Consider the following 18,339-nt stretch of genomic DNA (forward strand, 5'->3'; position numbering starts at 1 on the left):
ATGAACCGCGAGGCCCCGGGTTTACGGCAAATGGCGTATGCGCCAGCTTGCCAGTTGCCGGAGCCATCGGTACATTGTGTTTTTTGAGGGCCCGCAATGTCCGTAGACACCGTTCCGACTCCTTCCTCCGCTTCCGTTTCGACCGCTTCCCAGCCCTCCCCCGACGCCGTGCCGCCCGAGCCGGCCGCGCTCTCCCCGCCCCTTCCCGGGACCCCTCCCACTCGCAGCCACATCCGCCTGACCTCGCATGCCGGCGGGTTCGGCGCCCTGCCGATCCAGTGGGGCGCCGCGACCGCGGCCGAGCGCGGCCCGGTGGTCGGCACCACCACCAAGCGCGCGCATCGCAACGTCATCGGCACCCACAGCGGGTCCTACAGCGTCTACCGGGCGCTGGCCGTGGCCGCCGGGGCCCTCTCGCCGCACCACAAGGCCGACCTCACCAACACCTCGCCGACCGACGCCATCGGGCCCTACCCGCAATGGAGCGAGCCCGGCCGGATCGTCTCGCTCGACCCCTGGGGCGCGGTGGTGGCCGACGCCTTCTCCACCGAACTCGCGGCCGGCTACGACATCCGCCCGACCATCGCGATCACCAAGGCCCACGTGATCCTGCCCGAGGTGATCGAGGCCCTGCAGAGCGGCCGCCTGAAGGCCGACGGCAAGTTCCTGACCGCCGGCGGCGCGGCGATGGTCACCAAGGCCGCCATCGAGCCGGTCTGGTACCTGCCCGCGGTGGCCCAGCGCTTCGGCTGCTCCGAGACCGACCTGCGCCGTGTGCTGTTCGAGGAGACCGGCGGCATGTACCCGGAACTCGTCACCCGCTCCGACCTCGAGGTGTTCCTGCCGCCCATCGGCGGCCAGACCCTCTACATCTTCGGCAATGCGCGCGACCTCGCCAACCCGGAGGTCGAGCTCACCGCCCGCATCCACGACGAATGCAACGGCTCGGACGTCTTCGGTTCCGACATCTGCACCTGCCGCCCCTACCTGACGCATGCCATCGAGGAGTGCATCCAGGGGGCCCAGCGCGGCGGCGTCGGCCTGATCGCCTACTCGCGCAAAGAGGGCCGGGCGCTCGGCGAGGTCACCAAGTTCCTGGTCTACAACGCGCGCAAGCGCCAGGTCGGCGGCGACACCGCCGACCAGTACTTCGCCCGCACGGAGTGCGTGGCCGGCGTCCAGGACATGCGCTTCCAGGAGCTGATGCCCGATGTCTTCCATTGGCTCGGCATCCGCAAGATCCACCGCCTGGTGTCGATGAGCAACATGAAGTTCGACGCCATCACGGGCTCGGGCATCGAGATCGGCACCCGGGTCAACATCCCCGACGAACTGATACCGGCCGATGCCCGGGTCGAGATGGACGCCAAGATGGCGGCCGGCTACTTCACGCCCGGCGCGGTGCCCGATGCCGAGGAACTCAAGAAGGCCAAGGGGCGGGGGCTCGACCAATGAGCGGCAGCAACTACGGGGTGGACCCTGAACGCCCGACCGCCAATCCCGGCGTGCTGAGCGCCGACGCCGAAGGCCATGTCGACCCGGCGGTCGAATTCGTCGGCGACACGGCGCATCCGGCCGGTGCCGCTGCCTTCCTGCGCACCACCCAGGCGGTGCGCAGCCGCGCCGCCGCGCTGCTGGCACGGGCCCGCGAGGGCGAATCCGAATGGTTCACGATCGGCAACGACGATGCCCTCGAGGACACCGCCCGCACGGTGGCCGAGGTCACGCGCGACCGCTACGCCTGGGGCCCGATCCCCTACCACAGCCGCTGGCGTCATTTCGAGGCCGGCGGCGTCAACCGGGTGGCGGCCCTCGACCAGTTGCTCGGCGATGTCACGGCGCGCCAGCGCGCCCGCGCCCATCTCGACCTGGTGCTGGTCAGCGTGCTCCTCGACGCCGGTGCCGGCCCCGACTGGCATTACTTCGAGGCCACCAGCGGCCAGCGCTTCACGCGCTCCGAGGGCCTGGGCATCGCCAGCTTCCATGCCTTCACCATCGGACTGTTCTCGTCCGACCCCGCCCATCCGCTGCAGGCCGATGCCGCCGGCCTGCGCGCCCTGGTCACCGACCGGCTGGGCGACGCCTTCCAGGTCAGCTCGGTCAATCCGCTGGTCGGGCTGGCGGGTCGGGCCACGCTGCTGCGTCGGCTCGGCGAAGCGATGCAGGAGCGGCCCGAGGTGTTCGGCGACGACGGCCGGCCTGGGGGCCTGTTCGATGCGCTGATCGGGCCGTACGGACCGGCCGCGCCCCCCACCGCCGAGATCGCGGCCCACGACATCCTGTCCCTGCTGCTCGAATCGCTGTCGGGGATCTGGCCCGCGGCCAACGCGATCGACAGCATCGCGGCCGACGGCAGCGATGCAGCGGGCGCGATCGGCTCGGGCGATCCGGCGCTGGCACTGGGCGACTGCTGGCGCCACCGTGCCGTGCGCGGGCCCGGCCTCACGAACGGCTGGATGCCTTTCCACAAGCTGTCGCAGTGGCTCACCTACTCGATGCTCGAGCCCTTCGAGTGGGCCGGCGTCAAGGTGCGCCACGTCGAGGCCCTGACCGCGCTGCCCGAGTACCGCAACGGCGGCCTGCTGATCGACAGCGGCTTGATTGTGCCGCGCAGCCCCGCGTTTCTCCAGCGCTCGTGGAAGGTCGGCGACGAGTTCATCGTCGAGTGGCGGGCGCTGACCGTGGCCCTGCTCGACGAGGTCGCGGCGCGGGTGCGCCGGGTGATGGAACTCAGCGAAGAAGACCTGCCCCTGGCCCGCGTGCTCGAAGGCGGTACCTGGGCCGCCGGCCGTGTCATGGCACAGCGCTTGCGTGAGGGCGCACCACCCCTGCGCATCGAGAGCGACGGCACCGTCTTCTAGACTTCACATCTTTTTTCCACAACGACAAGAACGCCCTCGCGCCTTCCTCCAAATCCATGAGCAACGTCCACCTCGTCGACCACCCACTCGTCCAGCACAAGCTCACGCTGATGCGCCGCAAGGAGGCCAGCACCAACAGCTTCCGCCGGCTTCTCAACGAGATCAGCATGCTCATGGCCTACGAGGTCACGCGCGACATGGCCATGCAGGACATCGAGATCGAGACGCCGCTGGAGACCATGCATGCCAAGGTGATCGACGGCAAGAAGGTGGTGCTGGTGTCGATCCTGCGCGCGGGCACCGGCATCCTGGACGGCATGCTGAGCGTCATCCCGGGCGCCCGCGTGGGCCACATCGGCCTTTACCGCGACCCCAAGACGCTGACCGCGGTCGAGTACTACTTCAAGATGCCCGGCGGCATGGAAGAACGCGATGCGATCGTGGTCGACCCGATGCTGGCGACCGGCAACTCGGCCGTGGCGGCGGTCGAACGGCTCAAGGAACTGAACCCCAAGTCGATCAAGTTCGTCTGCCTGCTGACCTGCCCCGAGGGCGTCAAGACCATGCAGGACGCGCACCCGGACGTTCCGATCTACACCGCCGCGATCGACCGCGAACTCAACAGCCACGGCTACATCCTGCCCGGCCTCGGCGACGCCGGCGACAGAATTTTCGGCACCAAATAACTTCAACTCAAGAACGAGGAGTCCACCGTGTCCCTACGCCGCCATCTGATCATCCGTTCGGTCGCCATCGCAGCCGTGCTCGCCGCGGGGGCGCCGGGCCTCGCGCTGGCGCAGGCCAAGCTCAAGGTCGCGGCGGTGTACACCGTGCCCTTCGAGCAGCAATGGGTGGGGCGCATCCACAAGGCGCTCAAGGCGGCCGAGGCCCGCGGCGAGATCGAGTACACGGCCACCGAGAACGTCGCCAACGCCGACTACGAGCGCGTGATGCGCGAGTACGCGACCGCCGGCAACCAGCTGATCCTCGGCGAGGTCTTCGGCGTCGAGGCCGCGGCGCGCAAGGTCGCCAAGGACTTCCCCAAGACCGCCTTCCTGATGGGCTCCTCGCTGAAGCCGCAGGCGCCCAACTTCTCGGTCTTCGACAACTACATCCAGGAGCCGGCCTACCTGTCGGGCATGGTCGCCGGCGGCATGACCAAGAGCAACAAGATCGGCATGGTCGGCGGCTTCCCGATCCCCGAGGTGAACCGCCTCATGAACGCCTTCATGGCCGGCGCCAAGGAGACCAATCCGAAGGTCGAGTTCAGCGTCAGCTTCATCAACAGCTGGTTCGATCCGCCGAAGGCCAAGGAAGCCGCCTTCGCGATGATCGACAAGGGCGCCGACGTGATGTATGCCGAGCGCTTCGGCGTCAGCGATGCGGCCAAGGAAAAGGGCAAGCTCGCGATCGGCAACGTGATCAACACGCAGGACAAGTACCCCGACACCGTGGTCGCCTCCGCGCTCTGGAACTTCGAGCCCTCGGCCGACCGCGCGATCAAGCTCGTGAAGGAAGGCAAGTTCACGGCCGAGGACTACGGCCCCTATTCGATGATGAAGCACAAGGGCTCGGAGCTCGCCCCGCTCGGTACCTTCGAGGCAAAGGTGCCGGCCGACATCGTCGCCAAGGTGAAGGCCAAGCAGGCCGACATCCTCTCGGGCAAGACCACCGTCAAGGTGGACGACAGCCAGCCCAAGTCGACCGCCAAGTGAGCGGCGGGACGCCGCCCGCCGCGGTGCTGTCGCTGCGCGGCATCACCAAGCGCTTCGGCGCGCTGGTGGCCAACGACGGCATCTCGCTCACGCTGCAGGCCGGCGAGGTGCTGGCGCTGCTCGGCGAGAACGGCGCCGGCAAGTCGACCCTGATGTCGATCCTGTTCGGGCACTACGTGGCCGACGCGGGCGAGATCGAAGTCTTCGGGCGGCCGCTGGCGCCCGGCAATCCGAGGGCGGCGCTGGCCGCCGGCATCGGCATGGTGCACCAGCATTTCACGCTGGCCGACAACCTCAGCGTCCTCGACAACGTGCTGATCGGCACCGAGCCGCTCTGGCAGCCCTTCTCGCGCCGCCATGCGGCACGCACCCGGCTGCTGGCGGTGGCGAAGCGCTTCGGACTGCCGGTGCAGCCGGAGGCCCGGGTCGGCAGCCTGTCGGTCGGGGAGCGGCAGCGGGTCGAGATCCTCAAGGCGCTGTACCGCGACGCCCGCATCCTGATTCTCGACGAGCCGACCGCGGTGCTGACACCGCAGGAGAGCGAGGCGCTGTTCGCCACCCTGGCCCAGATGGTGGCCCACGGCCTGTCGATCATCTTCATCAGCCACAAGCTGCCCGAGGTGCTGCGCGTGTCGCACCGCATCGCGGTGCTGCGCGGCGGCCGGCTGGTGGCCGAGGCCCGCGCCGGCGACACCACGCAGGCGCAGCTGGCGCTGTGGATGGTCGGCCATGCGATCGAGAACACGGTGCGCCGGCCGGCCGGCCGGATCGGCGATGCGGTCTGCGTGCTCGACCACGTGCGCACCGGGGGCAGCGGCCACGATCGACTGCAGGACCTCAGCCTCTCGCTACGGGCGGGCGAGATCGTCGCGGTGGCGGGTGTCTCTGGCAATGGCCAGGTGGCGCTGGCCGAACTGCTGAGCGGCACCCGGCGCGCCATCGCCGGCACGGTCCGGCTGATGGGCCGCGAACTGCCGCCCTCGCCGGCCCGGCTGGTGCAGCGCGGCGTGGCCCGGATTCCGGAGGACCGCCATGCGGTTGGTGTGGTGGGCGACCTGCCCGTGTGGGAGAACGCGGTCTCGGAGCGCCTGCGCAGCCGGGCTTTCTCGCGCTGGCTGTGGGTCCGGCGCGGCGCCGCGAAGGCCCATGCGCGCAGCGTCGAGAAGGCCTACGACGTGCGCGGCGCCGGCCTCGACGCACCGGCCCGGGCCCTGTCGGGCGGCAACATGCAGAAGCTGATCCTCGGCCGGGCGCTGATGGCGCCGGCCTCGGCCAGCGCGAAGCAGCGCACGCCGCGGCTGATCGTCGCGCACCAGCCGACCTGGGGCCTGGACATCGGTGCCGTCGCCTACGTGCAGCAGCAGCTGATCGCGGCGCGCGATGCCGGCGCGGCGGTGCTGCTGATCTCCGATGACCTCGACGAGGTGCTGACCCTCGGCGACCGGGTCGCCGTGATGCATGGCGGCAGACTCGGCGAGCCGCGACCCGCCGCCGCCTGGACGCGCGAGGCCATCGGCCTGGCGATGGCGGGCTCATGAGGCTCGAGCGCCGGCATCGAAGCTCGCGCGCCGCGCTCCTGCTGGCGCCGGTTGGCGCGGTTGCGTTCACCCTGCTGGTGAGCGCACTGCTCGTGCTCTGGGCCGGCGCGCCGGTCGGACGCACCTATGCGCTGCTGCTGCAGGGCGGCTTCGGCTCGGTCTTCGCCTGGAGCGAGACCCTGACCCGCGCCGTCCCGCTGATCCTCACGGGCCTGGCGGCCACCGTGGCCTTCAAGGCCCGGCTCTTCAACATCGGCGCCGAAGGCCAGCTCTATGCCGGGGCGCTGGCCGCGGTAGCGGTCGGCGGCCTGCATGGCGGCACCGGCTTCGAGCTGCCGACCTGGCTGCTGTTCCCGCTCATGATGGCGGCCGCGGCGCTCGCCGGCGCGCTGCTGCTGCTGGGGCCGGCGCTCATGAAGAGCCGGCTCGGCGTCGACGAGGTGGTGACCACGCTGCTGATCAACTTCATCGTCCTGCTCGGCGTCTCGGCGATGCTCGACGGCCCGATGAAGGACCCGAGCGCGATGGGCTGGCCGCAGAGCGTCTCGCTGCAGTCGGAGCTCGAGCTGGCCAAGCTGGTCGCCCAGACCCGGATCCACACCGGGCTGCTGTGGGCCGCCGGGCTGGCTGTGCTGGTCTGGCTGCTGTTCAAGTACACCGTGATCGGCTTCGACATCCGCGCCGTCGGCGCCAACGCCCGCGCCGCGGCGTTCGCGGGCGTTCCGGTGACGCGCACCGTGGTGTGGGTGGCGCTGCTGTCGGGTGCCCTGGCCGGCCTCGCGGGCGCGATCGAGGTCGCCGGGCGCACCAGCTACGTCACCCTCGACATGTCGCCCGGCTACGGCTACAGCGGCATCGTGATCGCGATGCTGGCCGGGCTGCATCCGCTCGGCGTGCTGGCGGCGGGCGTGTTCGTGGCCGGCGTGCTGGTCGGGGCCGACACGATGAGTCGCGCGATCGGCGTGCCGACCTACATCGCCGACGTGATCGTCGCCGCCTCGCTGATCGCCGTGCTGGTCGCCACCCTCCTCACGCAGTACCGGGTGCGCTTGAAATGAGCGACATCGCCGACATCCTGTCGAACGCCTCGTTCTGGGTCGCGGTGCTGCGCATCGCCACGCCGCTGATCTTCGGCACCCTGGGCGTGCTGCTCTGCGAACGGGCCGGCGTGCTGAACCTCGGCATCGAGGGCATCATGGTCGCCGGCGCCTTCGCCGGCTGGCTCGCGGTCTACGCCGGCGCGCCGCTGTGGGCCGGGGTCGGCGTCGCGGCATTGGCGGGTGCGGTGTTCGGCCTGCTGCACGCGTTCCTGACGGTCGGCCTGGCGCTGTCGCAGCATGTGTCGGGGCTGGGCATCACGCTGCTGGCGACCGCGCTGAGCTACTACGGCTACCGCGTGAGCTTCCCGAAGGTCAACACGCCGCCGACCGTGACGCCGTTCGCGCCGATGGACTGGCTTCAGGTGCCGGTGCTCTCGGCGCAGACCCCGCTCACCTTGCTGGCGCTGCTGCTGGTGCCGCTGCTCGCCTGGGTGCTGTACCGCACGCCGGTCGGGCTGGCGGTGCGCATGGTCGGCGAGAACCCGCAGGCGGCCGAGGGCCAGGGCGTGTCGGTCGCGGCCACGCGCACCGGCGCCATCGTCGCCGGTTCGGCGCTGATGGGCGTCGCGGGCTCGTTCCTCACGCTGTCGGCCTTCAACGCCTTTTTCTTCAACATGGTCAATGGCCGCGGCTGGATCTGCGTGGCACTGGTGGTGTTCGCGTCCTGGCGTCCGGGCAAGGCGCTGCTGGGCGCGCTGCTGTTCGCCTTCTTCGATGCGCTGCAGCTGCGGCTGCAGCAGTCGGGCGATGCCGTGCTGCCCTACCAGGTCTACCTGATGCTGCCCTACCTGCTGTCGATCCTGGCGCTGGTGCTGGTCGCGCGCAAGGCGAGCTATCCGCAGGCCCTGATGAAGCCCTATCGCAAGGGCGAGCGCTGAATGGGTCCTATCATGGGGAGCCGAGAAAAGCGAAGGACCCCACCGATGCACCCACCACCGAACACCCGCCGCACCGTGCTGGCCGCCATGCTGACTCTGGGCCTTGCGCCGGCCTTTGCCCAAGGCAGCGCCGCGCGGACGGCGATGGAAGTCTGGAAGGACCCGAATTGCGGCTGCTGCCAGGACTGGGTCACGCACCTGGAGGCGAGCGGCTTCGCCGTCCAGGTCCATGAAGCGGGCAACGACGCGGCGCGCCAGCGCCTGGGCGTGGACCGCAAGTTCGGCTCGTGCCACACGGGCCTGGTCGGCGGCTACGCCATCGAAGGGCATGTGCCGGCACCAGAGATCAGGCGACTGCTCAAGGAGCGCCCCGTCGCGATAGGACTCGCGGTGCCGGGCATGCCGGTGGGTTCGCCAGGAATGGACGGCCCGGCCTACGGCGGCCGGAAGGATGCCTTCGACGTGCTGCTGCTCACCCGCGGCGGCGGCTCGAAGGTCTATCGGCATTACGCATAAGCAACGATGCTCGACCTCCTCATCCACAACGCCACCCTGCCCGACGGCGCCACCGACATGTCGGTGGCGGTGCGCGATGGCCGCATCGTCGAAGTCAGCCGGGGCCTTCAGGCACCGGCACGCGAGGTCCTCGATGCCGGCGGCCTGCTCGTCAGCCCGCCCTTCGTCGACCCGCACTTCCACATGGACGCCACGCTGAGCTACGGCCTGCCGCGCATCAACCAGAGCGGCACGCTGCTCGAAGGCATCGCACTGTGGGGCGAGCTCAAGCCGCTGCTCAAGGCCGAGGCCCTGATCGAGCGTGCGCTGGCCTATTGCGACTGGGCCGTGGCCAAGGGACTGCTCGCGATCCGCAGCCATGTCGACACCAGCGATGCCAGCCTGCTGGCGGTCGACGCGCTGCTGGAGGTCAAGCGGCTGGTGGCGCCGTACCTCGACCTGCAGCTGGTAGCCTTTCCGCAGGACGGCGTGCTGCGTTCGCCCGGCGGCGTCGACAACCTGAAGCGTGCGCTCGACAAGGGCGTCGACGTGGTCGGCGGCATTCCGCATTTCGAACGCACGATGGCCGACGGCGCCGCCAGCGTGAAGCTGCTGTGCGAGATCGCCGCCGAGCGCGGCAAGCTGGTCGACATGCACTGCGACGAATCCGACGACCCGCTGTCGCGCCACATCGAGACCCTGGCCTTCGAGGCCCAGCGGCTCGGACTGCAAGGCCGGGTCACGGGCTCGCACTGCACCTCGATGCACTCGATGGACAACTACTACGTCAGCAAGCTGCTGCCGCTGATCGCCGAGAGCGGCGTCGCCGTGGTCTCGAACCCGCTGATCAACATCACGCTGCAGGGCCGCCACGACAGCTACCCCAAGCGCCGCGGCATGACCCGGGTGCCCGAGCTGATGGCCACCGGCGTCAACGTCGCCTTCGGCCACGACTGCGTGATGGACCCCTGGTACGGCATGGGCTCGGGCGACATGCTGGAGGTCGCGCACATGGGCCTGCACGTGGCCCAGATGACCAGCCAGGCCGGCATCCGGCAGTGCTTCGACGCCGTGACCGTCAACGCCGCCCGGGTGATGCACCTCGAAGGCTACGGCCTCGCGGCCGGCTGCGACGCCAGCTTCGTGCTGCTGCAGGCGCGCGATCCGGTCGAGGCGATCCGGCTGCGGGCGACGCGGCTCAAGGTCTATCGCAAAGGCAGGCTGATGGCCGAAACGCCGGCCGCCACGGCCGCACTGCACCTGGCCGGGCGAGCGTCGGCGACCAGCTGGATGAACCCGCGGGCCTGATCCGGTTCAGGCTTTCAACGCCACGCTGAAGCCCACCGTGGTGATGCCGTTGTCCGAGCGCGCGAACACGGTGCCGTTGTGCATCACCGCCACCGCCTTGACGATCGACAGCCCGAGCCCGTGGTTCTCGCCGCTGTTGCGGCGCGAAGAGTCGACGCGATAGAAGCGGTCGAACAGCCGCGGCAGCTGTTCGGGTGCGATCGGCGCGCTCGGGTTCGAGAAGCTGACCGCCGCCGAACGCTCGTCGCCACCGATCCGGACCACCACGCGGCTGCCGGGCCGCGAGTGCTGGATCGCGTTCTGCAGCAGGTTGGTCAGCGCGCGCCGGAACAGCGAGGTCTCGATCGGCGCCACCGCATCGCCCTCCACCTGCACCGACATGCCGGCCTCGTCGAGCAGCAGGTCGAGGAATTCCACCGTCTTGCCGACCTCCTGCGCGAGGGACGACGCCACCAGGTCGCGCGCGCGAACGCCCTGCTCGGCCCGCGCCAGGAACAGCATGTCGGCGACGATCGCGCGCAGCCGTTCGAGCTCCTCGAGATTCGACTGCAGCACCTCGCGCAGCGCGTCCGCATTGCGCTCGCGGGCCAGCGCCACCTGGGTCTGGCCGATCAGGTTGGCCAGCGGCGTGCGCAGTTCGTGCGCGACGTCGTCGCTGAAGGTCGCGAGCTGCCGGTAGGCGGCATCGAGCCGGTCCAGCGCGGCGTTGAAGGAGCTGCCGAGATCGGACAGTTCCCGCGGCAGCGCCGGCAGCTGCAGGCGCCGCGCACGGTCGTCCGGCCCGATGCGCTGGGCATCGCCCGACAGCCGCTGGACCGGGCCGAGCCCGATGCGGGCGATCCAGTAGCCGAGCGCCGCCGCCAGCGCCGTGCCGGCCAAGGTCAGCAGCACCACCGCCGTCTCGAAGGTGCGCAGGGTGTCGCCGAAGGGCTCGGCATCCACGCCGGCGATGTAGCGCACCGCGGGCCGGGCCCCGTTGGCCGCCAGCTCCCCGCCGCGGATCCGCATCCGGGTCAGCCGGGGCGGCGTGCCGACCGGCAGCTCGACGCTGTCGCGCCCGGCGTCGATCGCCGCCGCGACCAGCGGCAGGTCCTCGCCGTAGCGGAAGGCCGGGTCGTCGCTGGCCAGCCACGAGCGGGTGCGCGGATCGGCGGCCCCCAGCGTGTCGAGCTTGTCGCGGATGCGCTCGCCGAGGCCGGCGGCTCGCCCATGCTCGAGCATGTAGGCCATGTCCTCCAGCCGTCCATCGATCTGTGCCTGCTGGTGGCGCGCCAGCTCGACCGACAGCACCCGGTGCAGCGCGCCGCCCAGCAGCGCGAAGGCCACCAGCGCCGCGGCCGCGAACATCGCGGCCAGCCTGATCGCGATCGAGTTCCTCATTCCGGCTCCGGACCGCCGCGGTTCTCCAGCACGTAGCCCATGCCACGGATGGTGTGCAGCAGGTTCTTTCCGAAGGGTGCATCGATCTTGGCGCGCAGGCGCTTGATCGCGACTTCGACCACGTTGGTGTTGCTGTCGAAATTCATGTCCCAGACCAGCTCGGCGATCACCGTCTTCGACAGGATCTCGCCCTGGCGCCGCGCCAGCACCGCCAGCAGCGCGAACTCCTTGGCCGTCAGGTCGATGCGTTGCTCCTGCCGGATCGCCTTGCGGCTCAGCAGGTCGACCCGCAGGTCGCCGACCCGCAGCAGGGTCGTTTCCTGGCTGCGGCCGCGTCGCGTGAGCGCCTGCAGCCGGGCCAGCAGTTCGAGGAACGAAAAGGGCTTGACCAGGTAGTCGTCGGCGCCGTCCTGCAGCCCGCGCACCCGGTCGGCCACGCCGTCCCTGGCCGTCAGCATGATCACCGGCGTGTTCTTCACGCTGCGCAGCGACTTGAGCACGCTGAAGCCGTCCAGTCCGGGCAGCATCACGTCGAGCACGATCACGTCGAAGTCGTAGTGCAAGGCCAGGTGCTGGCCGTCGATGCCGTCGAAGGCGAGGTCGACGGTGCAGCCCTGCTCGGTCAGGCCCTGGTACAGGTAGTCGGCCGTCTTGCGCTCGTCCTCGACGATCAGGACCTTCATTCGATCAGCACTCCGCCCGCCACCGGCGGCAGCCGGCGCTGCTGGCGCGCCGCCTTGCGCCGCACGTACCAGTGATGGGCACGGTCGAGATAGAGATAGATCACCGGCGTCGTGAAGAGGGTCAGCATCTGCGACAGGATCAGGCCGCCGACCATCGCGTAGCCCAGCGGCCGGCGCAGCTCGGAGCCGGCGCCGTGGCCGAGCATCAGCGGCAGTCCGCTCAGCAGTGCGCACATGGTGGTCATCATGATCGGGCGGAAGCGCAGGATGCAGGCCTCGAAGATCGCATCGCGCGGCGACATGCCGCGGTCGCGCTCGGCGTGCAGGGCGAAGTCCACGATCATGATGCCGTTCTTTTTCACGATCCCGATCAACAGGATGATCCCGATCAGTGCGATCACGCTGAGATCGTAACCGCCGGCCATCAGGATCAGCAATGCGCCCACCCCGGCCGACGGCAGGGTCGACAGGATGGTCAGCGGATGGATGTAGCTCTCGTAGAGCAGCCCCAGCACGATGTAGACCGAGATCAGCGCCGCCAGGATCAGGTAGGGCTGGGTCCGCAGCGAATCGCCGAAGGCCTGCGCCGTGCCCTGGAAGGTGCCGCTCAAGGTGGCCGGCACGCCCATCCGGGCCTGGGCCGCGTTGATCGCATCGACCGCCGGGCCCAGCGAGGTGCCCGGCTTGAGGTTGAAGGACACCGTCACTGCCGGGAACTGCCCCTGGTGGCTGATCGACAGGTAGCCGGTCTTGCTGGTGTCGAGCTTGACGAAAGTCGACAGCGGCACCTGCTGGCCGTTGATCGGCGAGGTCAGGTACAGGCGATCGAACAGCGAGGGGTCGCGCTGCAGTTCCGGCGTGACCTCTAGCACCACGTTGTAGCTGTTGAGCTGCGTGAAGTACTGCGCCACTTGGCGCTGGCCGATGGCGTCGTAGATCACGGCGTCGATCATCGCCGGCGTGATGCCGTAGCTCGATGCCCGCTGGCGGTCGATCGTCACCTGGGCCGTCGGCGCGGCGTTCTGCTGGTCGGAGGTCACGTCGGTCAGCTGCGGCAGCTCGCGCAGCTGCGCCAGCACCTTCGGCGCCCAGGTGTTGAGTTCGTTCAGGTCGGTGTCGGTCAGCGTGTACTGGTATTGCGTGCGCGAGGGCCGGCCGCCGACGCTGATGTCCTGCCCGGCCTGCATGAACAGCGTGATGCCCTGCACCGGCGCCAGCTTCGGCCGCAGCCGGGCGATGACCTCGTCGGCGTTGGCGGTGCGGCCCTCGTCCTTCGGCCTGAGACCGATGAAGAAATTGCCCGAGTTGAAGGTGCTCGCGCCGGCCTGCATGCCGAAGCTCGTGACATCCGGGTCCTGGCGGATGATGTCGGCGATCTTGAGCATCCGGTCGCGCATCGCGTTGGACGACGAGTCCTGTGCCGCGTCGGCCGTGCCAAAGAGAAAGCCGGTGTCCTGCTGCGGGAAGAAGCCCTTGGGGATCACGATGAACAGCGCCACCGTCGCCGCCACCGTCGCGATGAAGCTCATCAAGGTGATGAAGGGATGGCGCAGCACCACGCCGAGCCCGCGCTTGTAGCCATCGAGCATGGCGTCGAAGCCGCGCTCCAGCAGCAGGTAGAGCCGGCCGTGCCGCTCGTTCGGCACGTGCGGCTTCAGGAAGCGCGCGCAGAGCATCGGCGTCAAGGTGAGCGAGATCAGCACCGACACCACGATGGTCAGCGTCACCGTGACCGCGAATTCGCGGAACAGCCGCCCGACGATGCCGCCCATCAGCAGCAGCGGGATAAACACCGCCACCAGCGAGACCGAGATCGAGATGATCGTGAAGCCGATCTCGCCGGCCCCCTTCAGCGCCGCCTCCATCGGGGCCATGCCGTCCTCGATGTGGCGGTAGATGTTCTCGAGCATCACGATCGCGTCGTCGACCACGAAGCCGACCGCGATCGTCAGCGCCATCAGCGACAGGTTGTCCAGGCTGTAGCCGACCACGTACATCACGGCCGCCGTGCCGAGCAGCGCCAGCGGCACGGTCACGCTCGGGATCAGCGTCACCGTGACGTTGCGCAGGAAGACGAAGATCACCGCCACCACCAGCGCGATCGACAGCAGCAGCGTGAACTCGACGTCCTTGACCGAGGCCCGGATGGTCTGCGTGCGGTCGACCAGCGTGTTGACGCTGATGCTGGGCGGAATCGCCGCCTTCAGCTTCGGCATCGCCGCCTGGATGCGGTCGACCGTCTCGATCACGTTGGCGCCTGGCGATTTGGTGATCGCCAGCATGATCGCCCGGCCGTTGCCGATGTCGCTGCCAACGGCTGCCGCCGGCCCGGCAAAGCCCCAGGCCGCGACCTTGCTGTTCTCCGGCCCGTCGACCGCGACGCCGATGTCGCGGACCCGGATCGGCGCCCCGTTGCGCCAGGCCAGCACCATGTCGTTCCAGGGTGCGGCCTTGAGCAGCTGGTCGTTGGTGTAGACGTTGAAGGCCTGGCGCTCGCCGTCGATGGTGCCGGTCGGCGCGCTGACGGTGGTGGCGGCGATCACGCCACGCACGTCCTCCAGGCTCATGCCGACCGCCTTGATCTTGGCCGGATCGACCTGGATCCGCACCGACGGCTTCTGGACGCCGAAGATGTTGACCAGCCCGACCCCCGAGATGCGCGAGATCTGCTGCGCCAGCACGTTGTCGGCATAGTCGTTGACCTGCACCAGCGGCAGCACCTTGGACTGCACGCCGAGGATCAGCACCGGCGAGTCGGCCGGATTGATCTTGCGGAAGCTCGGCGGGCTCGGCAGGTTGTTGGGCAACTGGCCCTGGGCCGCGTTGATGGCGGTCTGGACGTCGAGCGCGGCACCGTCGATGTTGCGGTCGAGCTCGAACTGCAAGGTGATCTGGGTCAGCCCGAGCGAGCTGCTCGACGTCATCTGCGACAGCCCGGCGATCAGCGAGAACTGGCGTTCCAGCGGCTGGGCCACATTGGACGCCATCGTCTCGGGGCTGGCGCCGGGCAGCCGGCCCGTCACCTGCAAGGTCGGGAAGTCGACCTGCGGCAACGGCGCCACCGGCAGCAGCGGCCAGGCGACCAGCCCGATCAGCAGCACGGCCGCGGCCAGCAGCGAGGTGCCGATCGGGCGCTTGATGAAGGCGGCCGAGATGTTCAAGGCTTGGCTCCCGAGGACGCGACCGGCACGACGGCGGCCTTCTCGACGATCCGTGCGCCGGGTGTCAGGCGGTATTGGCCGTCCAGCACCACCCGGTCGCCGGCCGCCAGACCGGTCTCGATCACCGACTTGCCCCTCACCGTGTCGGCCACCGTCAACGGCTGCGCCCGGACCTTGTCGTCGGGCCCGACCACGTAGGCGAAGAAGCCTTCCTGGTTGCGCTGCACCACCGCCGAAGGCACCGTCAGGGCGTCTGCCCGCTCGCCGAGCACCACCCGGGCGTCGACCGACTGGCCCGGCCACAGCGCATGGCCGGCATTGGCGAACTGCGCCTTCAGCGAGATGGTGCCGGTGGCGGTGTCGATCTGGTTGTTCAGCAGCACCAGCTTGCCGGTCGCCAGCACTTCGCGGGTGTCGCGGTCGATGGCCTCGACCGCCAGCGGCTCATGGCTGCCGTTCAGCGCTTTGTTGACCGCCTGGAAGCTGCTTTCGGGCAAGGTGAACTGGACCGCGATCGGATCGATCTGGTTGATCACCAGCAGGCCGTTCGCGTCCGCCGCATGCACGATGTTGCCCGGGTCGACCAGCCGGGCGCCGATCCGCCCGCTGATCGGCGCGGCGATGGTGGTGAAGCCGAGCTGCACCTGGGCCAGGTGAATCTGCGCCTCGTCGCTCTTCAGGGAAGCCTGCAGCTGGTTGACCAGCGCGCGCTGCGTGTCCAGCGTCTGCTGGGTGGTGGCGTCCTCCTTGATCAGCTCGCCGTAGCGCTGCAGGTCGGCGCGCGCATTGGCCAGCGTGGCCTCGTCCTTTGCCTTCTGCGCCATCAGTTGCTCGAGCTGCGCCTGGAAGGTGCGCGGATCGATGCGCACCAGCACCTGGCCGGCCTTGACGTCCTGCCCTTCCTTGAACTCGACGCTGTCGAGCTGCCCGTCGACCCGCGTGCGCACCGTCACCGAGGCCACCGGCAGCACCGTGCCGACGCCGCTGCGTGCGATCGGCACCGTCTCGCTCGCGACCTGGACGGTGGTCGCCGGGACTCCCGCCGGCCCCGCGGCCACCGGCGGGGCCGGATGCCGCATCAGGCGCCAGGCGCCCACGGCGAGCAGCACGGCGAGCAGCAGCCAGCCGGCATGAAGCAGCCAGCGCGGACGCTGGCGGGAAACGGAGGAAGGACTGTCCATGAGGTTCACTTGGAATTCGAAGATGCGTATGCGGCCGCCGGGCTGGCGTCGGCGCTGGCCTGCAGCTGGCTGGCGTCCCAGCCGCCGCCGAGCGCCTTGACCAGGGCCACCTGGGCGGCGAACTGCCGGCTCTGCAGCTGCAGCGCCGTGCGCTCGTTGTTGAGCGCCAGCGTTTGCGATGTGATGACCGCCAGGTAGGTGGTCGTGCCGGCGCGGAACTGGCTCAACGACACCCGTTCCGCGTTGCGCGCCGAGGCGACCGCGCCGTCCTGCACCTGGCGCTCCTGCGCCAGCAGGTCGAGCGCGGCCAGGTTGTCCTCGACTTCCTGGAAGCCGGCCAGCACGGTCTGGCGGTAGCTGGCCGACGAGGCATCGAAGGTCGCCCGCGCCTGTGCCACCTGGGCGTTGCGCTGGCCGCCGTCGAACAGGTTTTGCGCCACCGCCGCGCCCAGCGCCCAGACCTTGCCCGGCGCGGCGAACCAGTTGCCGAAGCCGGCACCGGCGAAACCGCCCGCGGCACTCAGCGACAGGCTCGGGTAGTAGGCGGCCTGCGCATAGCCGATGCCCGCGTTGGCCGACGCCGCCCGGCGTTCGGCGCCCGCGATGTCCGGCCGGCGCTCGAGCAGTTCCGACGGCACGGCCATCGGCACCGCGGGCAGGCTGGGCAGGCTGTCGTCCGCCGCGATGGAAAACTGCGAGGGCGTCTTGCCCAGCAGCACCGCGATCGCGTGCTCGAGTTGCCGGCGCGTCAGCTGGGTGTCCAGGGCCAGCGCCTGGGTCGATTGCAGGGTGGTGTCGGCCAGGTCGACATCGGCGCGCGTCACCACGCCGGCGCGGTACTGGCTCCGGGTGATCTGCAGCGACTTGCGGTAGGCCTCGATGGTCCGGTCGTAGAGCCGCTGCTGGGCATCGGTCATGCGCAGCTGGATGTAGTCGTTGGCCACCGCGGCCTGCACCGCGAGCCGTGCCGCGGCCAGGTCGGCGTCGCTGGCCTGCGCGCTGTCGGCGGCGCCTTCGACGGCACGCCGCACCCGGCCCCAGAGGTCGGGTTCCCAGGCCGCCTGCAGCGACCAGGCGTGCGTGTTGCCCTGCACCGGCGCGCCGGTCGAATTCTGGCTGCGCGCGCGCTGGCCCGAAAGGTCCAGCCCGAGCGTCGGCGCCCAGCCCGCCTGCGCGTTCTGCACCAGCGCCTGGGCCTCCCGGTACTGGGCCTCGGCCAGCCGAAGGCTCTGGTTCGCGCCGTTCGCTTCCTCGATCAGCGCATCGAGGCGCGGGTCGCCAAAACCGGTCCACCAGGGATGGGCCGCATCGACGGTGGCGGGCGCCGCCGTCTTCCAGGCGCCGCTTTCCTTGAAGGCCGGCGCCGACACGCCTTCGGGCAACGAGGGACGCCGATAGTCGGGCCCGACGGCGCAGCCTGCCAGGGATGCCGCCAGGGCCAGACACAATATTCGCATGCCGCCCACTGTAGGCACCCGTCCGGGACGGCAAGCTGACGCAACGATGACATTCCTGTCAGGTGGCTTCGCTCCCGAGCAGGCGCCACATGTGGCATTTCGACAGATAGCGGCCATCGAGCGCAACCGCGAAGGGCTCGACGCCGAACACCGCGAACCCGCAGCGTTCGTAGAGCGACTGCGCCGCGGCGTTGCCTTCGGTCACGGTCAGTTGGACGAGCCTGACGCCCTCCCTGCCGGCTGCCACGTCCAGCAGGCCCTGCACCAGCTGCCGGCCGTGGCCGCCCGCCCGGGCATCGGGCGCCACGTACATGCCGAAGAGATGCGCCTTGTGGCGGGCCTTGGCGCGCGACTCGAATTCGAGCCCGGCGGCACCGGCCAGCCGGTCGCCGCCGAAGGCACCGAGCACGACCTGGCCGGCCCGCGGCGATTCGTCGAGCCGCGCTTCCCACCAGGCCAACGGCAGCGCCGCGCGCTCCTCGGCGCTGGAGGTGAAGGCATCCGGATGGCGCGCGTAGGCTTCGAGCATCAAGGCCCGGTAGGCGGCGGCATCGGCGGGGAGCAGTCGGCGCACGGTCATGA

General features: G+C 69.8%; 15 protein-coding genes. 9 read left to right on the plus strand and 6 right to left on the minus strand.

Annotated features, from left to right (window positions below):
- Positions 1-96: 96 nt before the first annotated feature.
- Genes QTI68_RS14655 through QTI68_RS14695 form a run of 9 tightly spaced genes read left to right on the plus strand, consistent with a single transcriptional unit; the run spans position 97 to position 9,895 of the window.
- Positions 97-1,455 carry a GTP cyclohydrolase II gene (locus tag QTI68_RS14655; protein WP_286522302.1) on the plus strand — a complete coding sequence of 453 codons (1,359 nt, stop codon included), beginning with the start codon at positions 97-99 and terminating at the stop codon, positions 1,453-1,455.
- Positions 1,456-1,472: 17 nt separating this feature from the next.
- Positions 1,473-2,861: a DUF1688 family protein gene (locus QTI68_RS14660; protein ID WP_286522303.1), complete on the plus strand. Its 1,389-nt coding sequence runs from the start codon at positions 1,473-1,475 to the stop codon at positions 2,859-2,861.
- A gap of 56 nt (positions 2,862-2,917) precedes the next feature.
- Positions 2,918-3,547 carry a uracil phosphoribosyltransferase gene (upp, locus tag QTI68_RS14665; RefSeq protein ID WP_286367663.1) on the plus strand — a complete coding sequence of 210 codons (630 nt, stop codon included), beginning with the start codon at positions 2,918-2,920 and terminating at the stop codon, positions 3,545-3,547.
- Between the two features lie 27 nt (positions 3,548-3,574).
- Positions 3,575-4,576 (plus strand): BMP family protein, encoded by a 1,002-nt coding sequence (locus QTI68_RS14670; RefSeq protein ID WP_286522304.1) that lies wholly within the window; start codon positions 3,575-3,577, stop codon positions 4,574-4,576.
- Positions 4,573-6,114, plus strand: a complete 1,542-nt coding sequence (locus tag QTI68_RS14675) for an ABC transporter ATP-binding protein (RefSeq protein ID WP_286522305.1) — start codon at positions 4,573-4,575, stop codon at positions 6,112-6,114. The genes QTI68_RS14670 and QTI68_RS14675 overlap by 4 nt, the downstream gene beginning before the upstream one ends.
- Complete coding sequence (locus QTI68_RS14680; RefSeq protein ID WP_286522306.1) at positions 6,111-7,172, plus strand: ABC transporter permease; 1,062 nt, start codon at positions 6,111-6,113, stop codon at positions 7,170-7,172. Before QTI68_RS14675 ends, QTI68_RS14680 begins: the two co-directional genes overlap by 4 nt.
- The gene (locus tag QTI68_RS14685; protein WP_286522307.1) at positions 7,169-8,092 is read left to right on the plus strand and encodes an ABC transporter permease; all 924 of its coding nucleotides are present in this window, start codon (positions 7,169-7,171) and stop codon (positions 8,090-8,092) included. Before QTI68_RS14680 ends, QTI68_RS14685 begins: the two co-directional genes overlap by 4 nt.
- A 45-nt stretch (positions 8,093-8,137) precedes the next feature.
- A complete protein-coding gene (locus QTI68_RS14690) occupies positions 8,138-8,608 on the plus strand; it encodes a DUF411 domain-containing protein (protein ID WP_503011680.1) in 471 nt (156 codons plus the stop codon).
- 6 nt (positions 8,609-8,614) lie between these two features.
- The gene (locus QTI68_RS14695; RefSeq protein ID WP_286522308.1) at positions 8,615-9,895 is read left to right on the plus strand and encodes an amidohydrolase family protein; all 1,281 of its coding nucleotides are present in this window, start codon (positions 8,615-8,617) and stop codon (positions 9,893-9,895) included.
- 6 nt (positions 9,896-9,901) lie between these two features.
- On the opposite strand, the gene QTI68_RS14700 is transcribed toward QTI68_RS14695, so the two are convergent.
- The 6 genes from QTI68_RS14700 to QTI68_RS14725 are packed head-to-tail and all read right to left on the minus strand — an operon-like array spanning position 9,902 to position 18,337.
- Positions 9,902-11,275: a heavy metal sensor histidine kinase gene (locus QTI68_RS14700; RefSeq protein WP_286522309.1), complete on the minus strand. Its 1,374-nt coding sequence runs from the start codon at positions 11,273-11,275 to the stop codon at positions 9,902-9,904.
- The gene (locus tag QTI68_RS14705) at positions 11,272-11,958 is read right to left on the minus strand and encodes a heavy metal response regulator transcription factor (protein ID WP_286522310.1); all 687 of its coding nucleotides are present in this window, start codon (positions 11,956-11,958) and stop codon (positions 11,272-11,274) included. The genes QTI68_RS14700 and QTI68_RS14705 overlap by 4 nt, the downstream gene beginning before the upstream one ends.
- A complete protein-coding gene (locus QTI68_RS14710) occupies positions 11,955-15,119 on the minus strand; it encodes an efflux RND transporter permease subunit (protein WP_286522311.1) in 3,165 nt (1,054 codons plus the stop codon). Before QTI68_RS14710 ends, QTI68_RS14705 begins: the two co-directional genes overlap by 4 nt.
- Positions 15,116-16,300 (minus strand): efflux RND transporter periplasmic adaptor subunit, encoded by a 1,185-nt coding sequence (locus QTI68_RS14715; protein ID WP_286522312.1) that lies wholly within the window; start codon positions 16,298-16,300, stop codon positions 15,116-15,118. The genes QTI68_RS14710 and QTI68_RS14715 overlap by 4 nt, the downstream gene beginning before the upstream one ends.
- Positions 16,301-16,305: 5 nt before the next feature.
- Entirely contained in the window at positions 16,306-17,757 is a 1,452-nt protein-coding gene (locus tag QTI68_RS14720; protein ID WP_286522313.1) for an efflux transporter outer membrane subunit, read from the minus strand.
- 58 nt (positions 17,758-17,815) lie between these two features.
- The gene (locus QTI68_RS14725) at positions 17,816-18,337 is read right to left on the minus strand and encodes a GNAT family N-acetyltransferase (RefSeq protein WP_286522314.1); all 522 of its coding nucleotides are present in this window, start codon (positions 18,335-18,337) and stop codon (positions 17,816-17,818) included.
- Positions 18,338-18,339 lie beyond the last annotated feature (2 nt).

The sequence above is a fragment of the Variovorax sp. J31P207 genome, from assembly GCF_030316965.1.
In the GTDB taxonomy this organism is placed as follows: domain Bacteria; phylum Pseudomonadota; class Gammaproteobacteria; order Burkholderiales; family Burkholderiaceae_C; genus Variovorax; species Variovorax ginsengisoli_B.